Origin of the sequence: Enterococcus raffinosus (genome assembly GCF_001886185.1) — a bacterium.
GTDB lineage: Bacteria > Bacillota > Bacilli > Lactobacillales > Enterococcaceae > Enterococcus_A > Enterococcus_A raffinosus.
In genome coordinates, this window is sequence record NZ_JXLA01000030.1 from 38,932 (window position 1) to 54,793 (window position 15,862).

Sequence of the window (15,862 nt, forward strand, 5' to 3'; positions counted from 1 at the left end):
AAAAAAAGATGATTTATTGAAAGATTCATTATGTAAGGAGAATAGATTGTTATATTATTCATTGGATTGAACCAATTTAGATTCTTTTAATGAAGCTGCGGAGATTCTCCGCAGCTTTTTTCGCAGTTAATTGATAATAAACTTCTTCCGATAGGTGGAGGGTGAAATATTGAGTTTAGAATGGAAAAACTTAGAAAAATAGGAAGAGGAAGAAAAGCCGGTTTCATAGGCGATCTCCGTAATCGTCAACGAACTTTTCCGCAGGAGGGAGCAGGCTTTTTGCAGCTTCAAATCCTGGATATATTCACTCGGACCAATGCCTTTGTAAGATTGAAAAAGTTTGTAGAGATAAGTCCGATCGATGCTGTTTGCCTCTGAGATTTGGTTTACGCTTAGGTTTTCTGATATATTCTCATCGATATAATTCAGGATGTTTTTAAAGAGCTGCTCACTTTGCGAATAATCTTGTGTTTTTAAGTTCATTCGGTCGATGGTATCGAATAGAATGAAGGAAGAAGCCATCGTGCGAAAATGATTTTCCCGCTTAAAGGACTCATAAATATCTTGAAATAAGACATCGATGCGATGATCGAAGGAGTGACTGATGACACAATGATCTTTGTCTAAATTTAGTTTAGAAAAGCATTGGTCTACTCGTTTCCCCGAAAAGCCTACCCAACGATAGTGCCAAGGGTTCTCACGATTTGGATAATAAACATTTTTACAATTTGAAGGGATGATAAAAAAATCACCTGCTGTAATCTTTCTTTCAGGAAAAGAGGGCGTCGAGAAATATCCTTCTCCTTCGACACAATAATGAATTACCCAGTAATCGATAGGAGCGTACTCTGTTGGCTTGGTTGAGCGACATTTCTCAAATCCGACTTCGCAAATATGAAACTCCGAGCTTATTTGATTGTTGTTAATCAAGATGCTGATATCGCTAGGTAATGAGTTGTACATGGGTAGTCTCCTTCTCACATTTTTTTAATAGGCAACATTATTACAAATTTTTGGAAACATTTCTTATTTTTTATATCATGAAAGCGCTATAAAATCAATGTGTAAATAAATATTGAAAGGATGTTTGAGATGGAGAACTCTAATTCAAGACAGCGCTTGGGGTCGGTTGCATTAATGTTGATGACCTTTTCGGCAGTTTTTGCATTTCCAAGTATTGTCAACAATAGTATCCAAATTGGTCTAGCAACAATTCCAGGCTATTTATTTGGTACGATCTTTTACTTTTTACCATTTATTTTGATGATTGCGGAATTTGCTTCAGCCAATTCAGGGAAGGAATCTGGAGTCCACAGCTGGCTGCAATCAGTTCTGGGAGAGAAGTGGGCATTCCTAGGCGCTTGGTCTTATTTTTTCGTGAATCTATTTTTCTTCTGCTCCTTGTTGCCGAATACGTTGATCTACGGGTCTTATGCTTTTGTTGGAAGAAATGTGTTTCAAGGCAGGAAGAGCACGGTGATTATTGCAATTATTTCAATCTTGCTATTTTGGCTGATGACATGGGTCTGTATTAAAGGTGTTTCATGGATTTCCAAAGTAACTAGCTTTGCTGGCAGTGCGCGGTTATTTATGGGTGTAGCTTTTGTTGTCTTGGCTTTTGTGGTTGTATTTGGTTTTGGTAAAGAACCTGCACAGGACTTTACGATGCAGTCGATCACACCAAGTTTCAACTGGACTTTCTTCATGACGATGGCGTGGATTCTACAGGCGGTCGGCGGAGGCGAAAGTATCGGTGTTTACATCAAAGACGTGAAGGGCGGGAACAGCACTTTTGTCCGTACGATGATCGGTGCAACGATTATTGTCGGCATCATGTATGTTTTAGGCGCGGTTGCAGTAGGTTTTATCGTACCGTCAGAAGTCTTAAAAGGTAATTTCTCAAATGGCATCTTTGATATCTTCAAAATCTTAGGAACGCATTTTCATATACCAAACGGGGTGATGGTACGACTAGTAGGATTGATTCTTTTTATCGGGAGTTTAGGTTCTTTAGCGTTATGGACAGCAGCTCCTGTGAAAGTCTTCTTCTCTGAAATTCCAGAAGGTGTATTTGGTAAATGGCTAGTGAAGACGAATGAGGAAGGGAATCCGACAAATGCGTTAGTTGTTCAAGGTTTTATCGTAACATTGCTTTTGATCATTCCTGCATTGGGAATCGGAAACATGGACAGTTTTCTTTCAACATTGATCAATATGACAGCATCTACATCCTTATTGCCGGTATTGTTCTTATTGATCGCCTATATTGGCTTACGATTGAAAAAGGATGCGATGCCTCGCAGCTTCCGTTTTGGTAGTCGCCCCTTTGGCATTGCGGCAGGAATTGTTTTGCTGCTGATATTTATCTTTGTCTTCTTTATGTCGACGGTTCCAGATCCTCAGTTAATCATAGCAGAGGTAAATGGCACATTGCCTGTGGGTGAGGCAAGTCCAATCGGTATGCTGGTCTACAATATCGTAGGGCTGGTAATATTTATGGGCTTTGCGTGGATCTGCTGGAATCGTTATGAAAGAAAGACAAACTTGCTTACTAAAGAAGAGACAAATGTAGAGGTGACAGGAAAATGAAAATTTGGGAAAACTATCAATTAGATCAGATCAATCGTTTAGAACCGCGTGCGCATTTTTTAACGTTTCCAACAAAAGAGAAGGCGTTGTTGAATGAGAATAAATACACACATGCATTTAAAAATTTGAATGGGACATGGAAATTTTTGCTGGTAGATGCGCCGGAATATAGTCCAAGCAAGTTTTATGAGCCGGATTTTGATACGAACGAGATGGCAGATATCAAAGTCCCCGGCAATTGGCAGGTGCAAGGTTATGGAAAGATGCATTATTCCGATTTGTGGTACAACTTTCCAATTAATCCACCTTATGTTCCAACTGAAAACCCAACAGGAATCTATAAGCGACAATTTGTGATTGATGAAAGCTTTAGAGAAAAGAAAATCATTCTTCGTTTTTGTGGTGTTGATTCAGCATTTCACGTTTGGGTTAACGGGAATGAAGTGGGCTACAGCAAGGGTGCTAGAAATGAAGCGGAATTTGATATTACCGAGTTTGTTCAAGAGGATGCCACAAATGATCTAACCGTGAGAGTGTATCAATGGTCGGATGGTACGTATTTAGAAGATCAGGATATGTGGTGGCTTAGTGGAATATTTAGAGATGTGGAATTGCTTGGCGTTCCTTATGCCGGTATCAACGATATCAAGGTTGTCGCTGATTTGGATGAGGACTATAAAAACGGTTTGTTGAAACTGTCGGTCAAATTTCGTGAAGAACAAGGGCAACGCCTCGAGGTCGAGTTGATGGCGCCTACTGGTGAAAAAGTCTTCACTCAATCTGTGGAAAGCGACTTCCTTCAAGCGGAAATTCCTAATGCCGCACATTGGACGGCGGAAACACCAGAATTGTATCAACTGCTGATTTCCGTTTATGAAGATGACAAGCTCATTGAAGTTATTCCGCAAAAGGTTGGTTTCAGAAATATTCGGCTGGCGGGAGAAGTATTCTTAGTCAATGGTGTGGCGATCAAATTCAAAGGAGTCAATCGCCATGATTATCATCCTAGAAATGGTCGTGTCGTATCAAAAGAGGAAATTGAACAGGATATTATTTTGATGAAGCAGTTCAATATAAATGCGATTCGAACGAGCCATTATCCGGCTTCTTATTATTTGTACGATCTATGTGACGAATACGGGATGTATGTTATTGATGAAACAGATCTGGAATGCCACGGTTTCGAATTAACAGGAAAATACGATTGGATCAGCAACGATCCGAAATGGGGAATGGCTTATGTTTCCAGAATGGTGAGAATGATCGAACGAGACAAAAACCATCCGTCTATCATTCTTTGGTCGCTAGGAAATGAGTCTGCTTTTGGTCATAATTTTATCAAAATGACTGAGGTCGCAAAAGAAATGGACCCGACTCGCTTAGTTCACTACGAAGGGGATTTTGAGGTAGAAACGGCAGATATTTACTCAACGATGTACACCTGGCTAGAGCATCCAACAAAGAAACCACTGATGCGAACAATTATCGAAGAATCGAAAAAGCCGCATATTTTATGTGAATATTGTCATGCCATGGGAAATGGTCCAGGTAACTTAAAGGACTATCAAGATCTCTTCTATGAACATGATAAATTGCAGGGTGGATTTATTTGGGAATGGTTTGACCACGGGATTGAATCCTATACTGATGATGGGGAAAAATACTATCGCTATGGTGGCGATTTTGGTGATGATCCATCGAATAAAGATTTTTGCATCGATGGAATGTTAATGCCGGATCGAACCCCTTCTCCAAGTCTGTACGAATACAAAAAAGTTATCGAGCCAGTCCAAACCACAGCGATCGATTTGAGTAAAGGGGAAATTGAGCTATTAAGCCGTTTCGATTTCCAGAATCTGCAGATTTTTGATTTGTATTATTCGATTTTCGAAGATGAAATCTTAATCGAAGATGGCACGATCTCCTTGCCATCGATTCCAGCACGGGAGAAAACAAAACTCACGCTGCCTTATCAATTGGATTTTGCACCGAAAGCAGGAGCACGATATTTCTTGAATATTTCTTACCAATTACGAGCAACGACAGCCTACGCAGTGAGAGGGTATGAACTAGCTTCTGCGAATTTTGAACTGCCCATTCACGCTGTAGGTATAGGAATTGTACCAAGGGGAAAATTGAGTATAAATGAAACAGAAACGCTACTGCGTGTAGAAGGGGAAAACTTTATAGTAACCTTTGATACAGTTCGAGGAACGCTTCAAAAATTAGTGAAAGACGGTCAATCGATCATTGAGCGAGGACCGAAATTCACGATGTGGCGGGCACCAATTAGTAACGATATGGAAATTATCGATGAAATGAAGAAGAAGCATTTTCTGCATTTAGAGCATGAAATCGTGAACTCTTTTGAGTGGGAAGAAATCGATCAAGCGGTGCAAGTCCGTGTGAAGACGATCAATTCAACCACAAACAGCGCGTGGCATTACAAGTGTGAATACACCTATACGATCTCTGGCAGTGGAGATATTCTCTTTGACCTAAAAGGAACGCCAAGTGGAAAAATCGATACGGCACCCAGTATGCTTCCGAGATTAGGGATAACTATGCACGTGAACAAGGACTTGGATCAAGTGAAATACTTAGGTCGCGGTCCAAGAGAGAATTATGCCGATTCAAAAGAGGCAGGCTATCTTGGGGTCTACACCTCAACTGTCGAAAAAATGTTTACGAACTATGTAGTTCCTCAAGCCAATGGAAACAGAATGGATACAAGTTGGGTAGCTCTTACAGATGATCGCGGACAAGGTCTTTTCGCGGAAGCAACCGCTGGATTCAACTTCAGTACTTCCTACTATGAGGAATCGGATCTGGATCATGCCAAGCATGCGTGTGAGCTAGAAGAGCGAGAGTACATTGTCATGAATGTCGATTACAAACAAAATGCATTAGGAAGCTATTCCTGTGGGCAATGGCAGTTGGAGAAGTATCGAACAACTTTTGAAGCCTTCGATTTATCTTTCAGACTCACTGGATTTAATGCAAAAGAAGCAGATGCCGTATCCCTCTCGCATGAGGTAATTAAGTTTCAGTAATGAATAGCAAAACTCCTTCCCCTTCAGTTATGACTAAGTGTCATTACTGAAGGGGAAGGAGTTTTGCTTATTCTCTGTACATTCATGGGACTATTTTTGGATTTAAATGGCATCAAAATCTATTGCAAAAAAACATTTTTTTCAGCAAACGAACATCTTCTAATGAATAGATTTCTAGGTCAAAATACTTTGCATATAGTTTCTTTTTTTATATAATTTCCATATAGAAACTATATTCAAGGAGGACTTATAATTGACTCAGTTAGAGAATGTATTAAAAAATTTGCAATGTGAATTGGTGGCAGAAAGAACAAGGATTAATCCTCAAACGATTAGTTGGCTTCAATACGATATTTTAAATATTCTAAATTCAGAGTCCGGGCTGCTGCCATCCAAAATTAGTATTTTACTTGGAACAAATCGAACAAAGCTGTCAAAGGCATTAAAGGAATTAAAAAGAATGAACTATATTAAACAGAAGCCAAGTGAGAAAGATGGTAGGGAATTACTTACTTCTCTAACAAAAGACGGCCGCCATTTGCTAGCTCAAATTGACAATGGGCACACCCATCTTTTACAAGTTGCAAATTCAGTTTTTGAAGCGGAGGAAAAAGAGCAATTCAAGTATCTGGCAGAAAAGTATCTGAATGCCCTTAAGCTAGAGAGGTTGGAATATCATGAATGAGTACATTTCAATAGAAGGAGCTAAAACAAACAATTTAAAGAATGTTTCTCTTGAATTCCCTAAATATCAAATAAGTGTCGTTACTGGTGTTTCTGGATCGGGTAAGTCTTCATTAGTATTTGATACTTTAGCTGCTGAATCTCAACGATTATTAAATGAAACCTACTCCAGTTATATTCAACAGTTGCTTCCACATTATACTCAACCCATCGTCGATAAAATAGAAAATTTGCCAGTCTCTATTGTGATTAGTCAAAAGAAAATAGGAGGGAACGCTCGCTCGACAGTAGGTACTGTGACAGATATATATTCTAGCTTGAGACTCCTATTTTCAAGAATCGCGACCCCTTTCATTGGCTACTCTATGACATATTCGTTTAATAATCCTCAAGGAATGTGTGAGATGTGTAAGGGATTAGGTGAAACGAAGCAGATTGATCTATCTAAATTGATTGATTTTGATAAGTCTTTAAATGATGGAGCGATTGATTTCCCTACCTTTCAGCCCGGCGGTTGGCGTCTGACTAGATATACAGAATCTGGTAATTTCGATAATGATAAAAAAATTAAGGAATATAATGAAAGAGAATTGGATCTTTTACTAAATGATCTCGGAAGCTCTCCGATTCATCCATCTGCAAAATGGCCAAAGACTGCCAATTATGTTGGAGTTATTCCAAGAATTACAAAAAACTTCATTGAAAAAGAAAACGATAAATATATTGAGCAGTTAAATCGGATTTTAGAAGTGAAAGAATGTCCTAGTTGTCGAGGAACTAGAGTGAATAAACGAGTTCGCTCTGCAAAAATTAATGATAAATCTATAGCAGATTGTGTAACCATGCCTATTTCTGAGCTAGTAACATTCATCAAAGAAATCAAATCGCCTGCCGTTCAGATAATTTTAGAGGATCTAATTAAAAAATTGAAGAGTTTGGAAGATGTTGGGTTAGACTATTTATTTCTTAATCGTCCAACGACAACCCTTTCAGGAGGAGAATCTCAAAGAATAAAAATGACCAAACACCTGAACAGCGCTCTTAGTGATGTTCTATATATTTTTGATGAACCAAGTATTGGACTTCATCCAGAAGATATTCAAGGAATATCAAAAATAATTAAGGGGTTAAAAGACAAGGGAAATACGGTAGTGCTGGTCGATCATGATCCAGATATTATCGAAATTGCGGACCATATTATCGAAATTGGTCCAGGTGCTGGTGAGAAAGGCGGACATATTACCTTTGAAGGCACGTATGAAGAACTATTGAAGTCAAATACAGTGACCGGGAAAGTGTTATCCACTAATCTAACGATTAATCCAGAAAGAAAGAAATTTTCTTCTCAGTATACCTTAGAGAAGGTCTGCTTACACAATGTTACAAAAGCTTCGATAAAGATACCCAAGCAGTCCTTAACAATTGTAACAGGAGTAGCCGGTTCAGGTAAGAGCACCCTCATTCGCTACCTTTTTAAAAGTAAATATCCTGAAGCAAATATATTAGATCAGAGTCAGATAATTGGCAGCGTTCGTTCAAATGCCCTTACGTATTTAAATGTATTCGATAAGATTCGAAGCATATTCGCTCATCATTCAGGCAAAAGCGCATCGCTTTTCAGCTACAATGGTCAAGGAGCTTGTCCTATCTGTAAAGGGAAAGGATACATTAAACTAGACTTGGCTTATATGGGGGACGTTGAGCAGGTTTGTGAAGCATGTCATGGGAAAAGATATAACGCTGAGGCTCTTTCTGTTTTATGGCAGGGCTTAAATATTTATGAACTCTTGCAATTGCCAGTTAATAAAGCGATAGATTTATTTGACGATGACGGACTAACAAGAGTTATGCAGGCTCTCATTGACGTCAATTTAGGATATATAAAGCTAGGTCAGTCTTTGGATACGTATTCCGGTGGAGAACGCCAACGGTTAAAGATAGCTAAGATAATTTACCAAGAGGCATCTGATTTATTAATTTTAGATGAACCATCAACAGGGCTGCATGAAAGCGATATTGATAAATTGCTTCTTTTATTCCATAAGCTTTTAGAAAAAAAGAAAACATTAATCGTTTTAGAGCACAATCTCAAAATTATTAGTAATGCTCAATGGATTATCGATATGGGACCGGGTGGAGGTAATCTAGGTGGGAAGGTATTATTTGAAGGGTACCCAATTGATTTATTAAAGATGAAAGACTCCTACACGGCAAAGCATTTACAAAGGTATATAAATGATAGAAAATAGCTCAATACGTATTACTTGCTGATATTTTCTAGTACAGGATATTAAAAGAAAGTGTATAGAAATTGAGGACATTCTGTCACTTTCTTTTGACTTGTCCTTCTTCATATGAAATAATAGACATATGAATAATTTATCATGTGTTTGAAGGAGGATAAAAGATGATCATCAACTATTTAACGTTGCTAGGAGCGGCACTGTTTTATTTGATTTATTTGGTAAAAGGGTGGTTATTAAGAAAACAGGGAATCACCGTGAACCTATTAGGAGATAAACGTCGTTCTCGCGAAAAGTATTTTGAAATCGTTTTACGGGCTCTGACTGGGTTCGGAGGGGCTATTCAATTTGTGGCACCGTTTTTGTTCGAAAGGAATTCGACTAGCTGGGGGTATCTAGGTGTGTTCCTGATTTACTTAGGAGTTCTGCTGTTTTTAATTGCTGTAAAAGCAATGGGGTTGAATTGGCGGGCAGGGTTCAATGAGGAACAGAAGACCAATCTAGTTACAACTGGGATTTATCAGCTTAGTCGCAATCCGGCCTTTGTCGCCTTTGATTTGCTATATATCGGCTTTGCTTTTGTCTTTCCGAATTTTTTGATGATTCTGACCGCTTTGATTGCAATTTTACTATTTGATTTACAAATCCACGGAGAAGAAAAGTTTTTACTGAAAACATTTGACGAGCGGTATCGTCAATATCAGAAAACGGTGAGAAGGTATTTTTGATTATCTCTGATATTGAGATAAAGACAAGTAATTCGATGATTTTAATGGGTGCGTTGCTGATTTCTCTAGTTATGTAGAAATAAGAAAGGAAACCAAAACAATATGAAAACGCCTCCAAAATGGTTTGGAGGTGTTTTTTTGTTGCTAAAATATAAAAAACATCAGAGAGAAAGGCGGGTTTTTCAGAAAAGACACAAATGAAAGATATCCATTTTTTTGTAGCATAGCGTAAAAAAAAGTTATTTTTTCTTGGATTGATGTAATTCAAGAAAAAATAACTAGAATGATTCTAAAATGTAAATTTAGTATAAAATACAAATCGTTTTTTTTCAATATAAACTATAAATTTTTCGAAAAAAAGAGAAAAAATTACCCATGTAGATAAAGGTTCATGATTTTTTAGAAAAAAATGTGGAGCAATTGCCTTAAACTGGCTACTTAATTTTTAGCCGTCAGAAACGCCGTCACTTTAGTGCAAAAGGGGATTAAATTATGAGTCGTCGTGGAGAAAATATTTATAAAAGAAAAGACCAACGCTGGGAAGGTCGCTACATTAAATTTAGAAAAGAATCTGGTCGTATTCAATATGGCTATGTTTATGGCCATTCTTATAAAGAAACGAAAGAAAAACTTCTATTAAAGAAATTTGAATACCGAAAGGTTCAAAAAGAAGAAGCTAACCAATATTATCCATGTTCATTCAAGGACTGGAGTCAAAATTGCCTTGAAAATTGGAAGGCTACGATTAAGGATTCTACCTATAATACATACAAATATAAATTAGAAAAGTACATTCTTCCGTATATAGGAAAGCAACGTTTAGTTGAAGTGAATCAGAGGCAGCTAAGCCAATTAATTGAAAATTGGAAAGGATTAAAGCTATCAGCGCAGATGATCCATATGTTATTTCAACTAGTTAGTAGAATATTTCGAGATGCTTTTAATAATAGATTAATTTCTCAAAATCCATGTACAAGTATTACCTTACCAAAGCAAGAACTGAAAAAAGTGAATCCATTATCTTTAACTGAACAAAAATGTTTAGAAAAAACTGCAAGGTTAGAAAAAAATGGAGAGTTAATTATTATCGCTCTTCACTTAGGCTTGCGTATTGGTGAAATATCTGCCTTAAAGTGGGAAAATATTGATTTTGAAAAAAAGCAGCTCCATGTAAAGGAAACCTATCAACGTCTAAATAAGCTTTCTAATACAGCGTTATCTATTGGGCCGGTAAAAACGCGTTCATCAAATCGTATTCTTCCATTAACGGATCAAATGATTGTGCTATTTCAAAACTTAAAAAAAGATGATTCACGGTCCTTTGTTTTTCAAGTAAGAGGCAAACCGATGGAACCGCGTTTAATTACCTACTATTTTCATAAAATTCGAGAGAAGGCAGGTTTGTCAGAAATCCATTTTCATCAGTTGAGACATACGTTTGCAACAAGATTGCTGGAATCAAAAGTAACCATCACTTCAATTAGCGAATTATTAGGACATAGATCCACACAGATGACGTTAGATATATATGCCGGAACCGTCTTTGATGAAAAATATAGTTCATTAAAAATGATGGAGAGGGTTGTTTGATTATCTACTAAAAAACTAAAGATAACGAATGATTTTTTTCTAATGCACGTTTTTAAGAAGCGTTTTATGCAATTTTCAATAACGTTTTTTTTAGAAAAAATCATTCCTTATTCTTTTTTTATACCGTCAATTAGCCGTCAGCAATTTTTTTTAAGAGCTATTTAGTAACTAAAATCTCTGTTTTTCTTAGATTACATCAATCCAAGAAAAAATAAGTTTCATTGGAACCACTAGATATTAGTCAAGATAACAAAAGAATTATTGATTTTTATCTAATAGAAAAAATGAAGGAGTTAGCACATGAACATTGATTAAAGTAAATAAATTCCATTTTAAATCAAAAAAAACGATGAAGACTATCTCAGGATAAATTCAACATTCATATTACCGCATTAAGAATATCATATCCTACTAACCAAGAAAACTCATACAAATTAGGAATTTGATTAGATTTTACAATGGTTTTTGAGGAGTTTGCTGTATCAGAAATTTTTAGTCAAGCTAGTTTGTTTGAGAATCGAAAAAATAAAATCTCAAGAATATCTGATTTTCGGTTTTTTAAAGGATGACTCCTTAGCAAGAGCTTTTTGATGATCAAAGATTACTTAAATTAGCAAAAAAGCATAAATGGACATAATGGCAAATTTTTGCCACTTTGAAAATTTTTATACAGTTCATATTAGAACAGAGGTGTGTTAGTTATTGAATATTTCCGTTTTCGGATTAGGGTATGTAGGTCTCTCAAACGCTTTACTATTAGCTCAAAATGAAAGTGTAGTTGGATACGATGTAGATTCGAAAAGAATTCAACTTTTACAAAAGAAGAAAAGTCCAATTGATGAGCCGGAATTTCAAGACTTTTTGTCAAAAGATTTAAATGTACATTTTACTGATCAGTTTAATGAAGCTGTAACGCACGGAGAGTTGTTAATTATTGCAACACCAACGGACTATGATGATAAATCGAATTGCTTTGATACTTCTCCAGTAGAAATGGTCATCCGCTGTGCTTTGGAGATCAATCCTGAGGCACTCTTTTTGATCAAGTCTACCATACCAATCGGTTTTATAGATTCCTTAAAAGAGCGCTTTTCAACAGATCATTTCATTTTTTCACCCGAGTTCTTAAGAGAGGGGAAATCCTTGTATGACAACCTATTTCCTACAAGAATAGTTATTGGCGAACGGAGTCAACGAGGAGCTGAAATCGCCGAACTTTTTTCGCGAAATGCACAAATCGATAATGTACCAATTTTGCTGACAAATTCTAGAGAAGCAGAATCAATAAAATTATTTTCAAATACCTATTTAGCTATGCGGGTAGCTTATTTTAACGAATTGGACTCCTACGCGGAACAGTATGGCTTAGACACTCGCAGTATTATTGAAGGTATTGGGTTAGATAAAAGAATTGGTAATTTTTATAATAATCCCTCCTTTGGATATGGTGGATATTGCTTGCCTAAGGATAGTAAGCAATTGTTAGCTAGTTATTTAGAGGTACCAAATGACTTAATTAAGGCAATTGTTGCGTCAAATGAAACGAGGAAAAACTTTATTGCAGATCAAATTTTAGAGCAAAAGCCTGAAGTTGTAGGTATATACAGATTAACTATGAAAACAAACGCCAATAACTTTAGACAGTCTTCAGTTCAGCATATAGTCAAGCGCCTTCAAAAGGAAGGAATCAAAGTGATTATTTATGAACCAAGTATTGAAGAAAACAAGTATATGGAGGCGTTTGTTCTTAATGACTTAGAGACGTTCAAAAAAACGGTGGACATGATTGTGTCGAACCGAATGGATAACAATCTGCAGGATGTCTTGGATAAAGTCTATTCAAGAGATATTTTTGGTCGGGATTAATGAGAATCTGCAGATAAAATCCTTTCTCAAAATAGGAAGTAATAATTTTTCTAGTTTATAGGTAGCTCTTAATCATCGAAAAAGGATTTAAAGTCCTAACTATCATATATAAGGATGTGTTTTAATTTGTACGTTTGGCTTCTGTCATTATTATATGTAGCTGTAATGATTTTATGTGGGTTAATCCTCTCATTGCTAGGAGAGAAAAATGAAGAAAACAGGATACGAACTTTTGCGAATGATTCCAAAACTAGTTTAAAGCGAAATAAATGGCACAAGATCACGTTGGTGATGTACCTTCTCTCCTTTGTATTAGTTCTCATCTATCATCATTATTCAATCAACACTATTTTGTTTTGGACGATTCCTTTTGTTGTGATTGCGTTCTTATGGAATAGTTTTCTAACAGTTTCTTCCTATTTCAACCCAATTTACATTTGTCCTGAAAATCGATCCATAAAAGAATTTCGCACAGCAGTTGTTATTCCTGTTTATAACGAAGATAGAGAGCTATTCAAAAAAGTATTGAATAGCCTGTCTCTTCAAACCAGTTTACCTGACTACGTATATGTGATTGAAGATGGATCACTTGAAGAAAACAAGTGTGAGGACTTATTCAATGAGTGGAAAGATCGTTTTCCTAATAGTACGAAATATATTTATAAAGAAAATGCTGGTAAACGTGAGGCTCAGGCGGTAGCTTTTAATGAACTAAAGGATTTAGTAGATATTTTTATAACGATAGATAGTGATACTATTTTAAATGTCGATGCTATAGAACAAGGATTATATCCCTTCTTTGACGAAGAAATTATGTCAGTAGGAGGGGCACTTTTAGATTATAACAACAGTGATAATTTTTTGACGAGATCAGTGGGGGTTTCTTTTGTTTCCGCTTTTTCAAATGGTCGATCTGCTTATTCTCGTTGGAAGGCTGTCAATGTGAACCATGGCTGTTTAGCTTTTTATCGCTCTGAAGTAATTAACAGTTATATTGATCATTATCTGTCACAAATTATTTTTTCGCAGAAAGCTAAATTTGGTGATGATCGCATGCTAACTCAATATGCGTCGATTATGGGAGATACAGTCTATCAAGAAACATCAATCGGCTATACCTTGAATCCAGTAAAACTAAGTCATCTGCTACGACAACGTACAAGGTGGTGGAGAAGCTTTTGGTGGGGTGGACTTTGGTTTATCCAAAATCAAAGCCCTAAAAAAGCTGCGTGGTGGATACAGCTAAGTCATTACATCTCTTTTGGTGCATATACTCCTGTGTTCATTGCTGTCTATTTTTATTATCCTATTGTGAATAGACAATTACCAATTATTGTCTTGCTCTATATGATTGCATTGGGCTATTTTAGAAATATTCGTACGTTAACCTTTGAAAGAAATGACATGAGCAAACTCTCCCAGTTTATTTCCTACCTTGTTTTCTCTCCATTTTCAACGATTATTAATCTTTTAATTTGTAGTATTTTACAGATATACGGCTTACTCACTGTATGGAAAGTTGCGAGCTGGGAGACGCGTGAAAATGTAGAAGTAGGAATTGATGAAGGGAAATAAACTAAGTTTTCGTAGCATATACGTGCACGCGGTTCATGTTTTAAATATAATTTTCAAAAGACGAACTCTACTAATTTTAAGAGTTCGTCTTTTTAGTGATTAATAATGTTAGCTATTTATTGGCTGGTTTAAAAATGAAACTCTGTTCAATCAAGTATAAAAATTTTCTCAAAATTTTTTCAATTTTATCTTCTGAAAAAAGGCTATATATAAAAGGTCGTATTATTATTTGAATGTATCTTTTTTTGGTATCATAAAAATGAGTGAGATAGTTAATTATAGTGGGTGAAAAAATTGAAAATTTTTGTAATTGATGATCAATTTGCTATAAGAAAAAAAATAATTAAGATTGTCAGTGAACTAAATCGTGAGTCCTTTGAATTTGTAGAGGTAAGTAATGAACGAAGCTTCTATCAGGAACTTGATGCTCTTGAAATTACCGATTCGGATCTTTTTTTAATTGATATTGAATTAAAGAATTATTTTAATGGAATTGATTTAGCCGAAAAAATTAGGAGAAAAAACGCTGATTGTTTTATTGTATTTATTACTTCTTTTGAAACCTATGGGATTGAAGTGATTAATCGTCAGATTATGCCTTTTGCCTATTTAAGCAAAAATTTACCAATGGATCAACTTATTGCAAGATCTAGAATATTAATCGACAGTTATTTAAGAACTGTTCAAGATAGAGAGAGTAATGAAATGAAAATAACAGTTGAGTCGAATAACCAAAAAGTTATTGTTTATGAAAAGAACATTCTATACGTATCAACGATACCAGGATATAAAAAAATGCTGTTGATAAAGATCGTTGAGGGGGAGATGCTAGTATCCAGTCGGCTCAAGGACATTCGAAAACAATTAAATGGCCCTTATTTTTTTAAAGAATTAAAGTCGTTTATCATTAATTTAAATAAAATTGAAATAATTAATCAAATTGAAGGGATTGTGCAGTTTGAAGATAAAACAATTCTAGACGTAGGCATTACTGGTACGAGAAAAATAAATCAATATTTAAGAAAGAATGATTTAAAATGACCAATACCTATTCTATTGCACTCTATGCACTGAATTATATGATCATTTTGTGGACGCTATTGAACCATCAATTTATTTTTCAGAAGGGGACGAATTTCTTAACCATTTTTTTGATCATTTCTTTTGCCATAAGTTTCTTTTTCCATGATCTATATGCCGTAATTTATATCTACGTATTGTATGTAATAGAGTATTTTATTATGAGGCATTATTTATCGAGTTGGCTTTTGCCCTCTGTACTCATTATTCTACAGGATATGTTAGTAACTTTTGTTCGATTGGTCACTTTTTACCTCCCTGTCTATTTTTCCCAAAATTCCATTTTTACAAATATGTACGATCTTTTTTTGATTGCGTGTATTCAAGCCATTCTTATAGCGTGTATTTCGTATATTCTGAAAAGATTAGATAAGAAATACAGAGTTGACCCCATGCTAAAAGAGTTAAAAAAGAATTATCCATTCTGATATGCTACCCCTAACTAGGACAAAGA

At 35.8% G+C, this 15,862-nt stretch carries 10 protein-coding genes; 9 read left to right on the plus strand and 1 reads right to left on the minus strand.

The window, feature by feature from the left end; translation table 11 throughout:
* Positions 1-126: 126 nt before the first annotated feature.
* Entirely contained in the window at positions 127-963 is an 837-nt protein-coding gene (locus RV13_RS15110) for an AraC family transcriptional regulator (RefSeq protein ID WP_060789175.1), read from the minus strand.
* Between the two features lie 129 nt (positions 964-1,092).
* Here RV13_RS15110 and RV13_RS15115 point away from each other — a divergent pair, with 129 nt between their 5' ends.
* The 9 genes from RV13_RS15115 (at position 1,093) to RV13_RS15155 (ending at position 15,369) form a co-directional block, all read left to right on the plus strand.
* A complete protein-coding gene (locus RV13_RS15115) occupies positions 1,093-2,589 on the plus strand; it encodes an amino acid permease (RefSeq protein ID WP_060789174.1) in 1,497 nt (498 codons plus the stop codon).
* Positions 2,586-5,642, plus strand: coding sequence for a beta-galactosidase subunit alpha (ebgA, locus tag RV13_RS15120; RefSeq protein ID WP_060789173.1), 3,057 nt, complete (start codon positions 2,586-2,588; stop codon positions 5,640-5,642). Before RV13_RS15115 ends, ebgA begins: the two co-directional genes overlap by 4 nt.
* A 253-nt stretch (positions 5,643-5,895) precedes the next feature.
* The gene (locus RV13_RS15125; protein WP_060789172.1) at positions 5,896-6,327 is read left to right on the plus strand and encodes a MarR family winged helix-turn-helix transcriptional regulator; all 432 of its coding nucleotides are present in this window, start codon (positions 5,896-5,898) and stop codon (positions 6,325-6,327) included.
* Positions 6,320-8,575: an ATP-binding cassette domain-containing protein gene (locus tag RV13_RS15130; RefSeq protein WP_082718849.1), complete on the plus strand. Its 2,256-nt coding sequence runs from the start codon at positions 6,320-6,322 to the stop codon at positions 8,573-8,575. The genes RV13_RS15125 and RV13_RS15130 overlap by 8 nt, the downstream gene beginning before the upstream one ends.
* A gap of 158 nt (positions 8,576-8,733) precedes the next feature.
* Positions 8,734-9,297: a methyltransferase family protein gene (locus RV13_RS15135; protein ID WP_060789170.1), complete on the plus strand. Its 564-nt coding sequence runs from the start codon at positions 8,734-8,736 to the stop codon at positions 9,295-9,297.
* A gap of 492 nt (positions 9,298-9,789) precedes the next feature.
* The gene (locus tag RV13_RS15140; RefSeq protein WP_060789169.1) at positions 9,790-10,887 is read left to right on the plus strand and encodes a tyrosine-type recombinase/integrase; all 1,098 of its coding nucleotides are present in this window, start codon (positions 9,790-9,792) and stop codon (positions 10,885-10,887) included.
* A gap of 702 nt (positions 10,888-11,589) precedes the next feature.
* Positions 11,590-12,753, plus strand: a complete 1,164-nt coding sequence (locus tag RV13_RS15145; protein ID WP_060789168.1) for a nucleotide sugar dehydrogenase — start codon at positions 11,590-11,592, stop codon at positions 12,751-12,753.
* Positions 12,754-12,879: 126 nt separating this feature from the next.
* Positions 12,880-14,328 carry a glycosyltransferase gene (locus tag RV13_RS15150; RefSeq protein ID WP_060789167.1) on the plus strand — a complete coding sequence of 483 codons (1,449 nt, stop codon included), beginning with the start codon at positions 12,880-12,882 and terminating at the stop codon, positions 14,326-14,328.
* A 294-nt stretch (positions 14,329-14,622) separates the two neighbouring features.
* On the plus strand, positions 14,623-15,369 hold the full coding sequence (locus RV13_RS15155; protein ID WP_060789166.1) for a LytR/AlgR family response regulator transcription factor: 747 nt from the start codon (positions 14,623-14,625) through the stop codon (positions 15,367-15,369).
* Positions 15,370-15,862: the final 493 nt, after the last annotated feature.

Bases quoted from the DNA above. Each gene is read 5' to 3' on its own strand.
- RV13_RS15110 (WP_060789175.1), bottom strand. From the start codon at position 963: ATGTACAACTCATTACCTAGCGATATCAGCATCTTGATTAACAACAAT.
- RV13_RS15115 (WP_060789174.1), top strand. From the start codon at position 1,093: ATGGAGAACTCTAATTCAAGACAGCGCTTGGGGTCGGTTGCATTAATG.
- ebgA (WP_060789173.1), top strand. From the start codon at position 2,586: ATGAAAATTTGGGAAAACTATCAATTAGATCAGATCAATCGTTTAGAA.
- RV13_RS15130 (WP_082718849.1), top strand. From the start codon at position 6,320: ATGAATGAGTACATTTCAATAGAAGGAGCTAAAACAAACAATTTAAAG.
- RV13_RS15135 (WP_060789170.1), top strand. From the start codon at position 8,734: ATGATCATCAACTATTTAACGTTGCTAGGAGCGGCACTGTTTTATTTG.
- RV13_RS15140 (WP_060789169.1), top strand. From the start codon at position 9,790: ATGAGTCGTCGTGGAGAAAATATTTATAAAAGAAAAGACCAACGCTGG.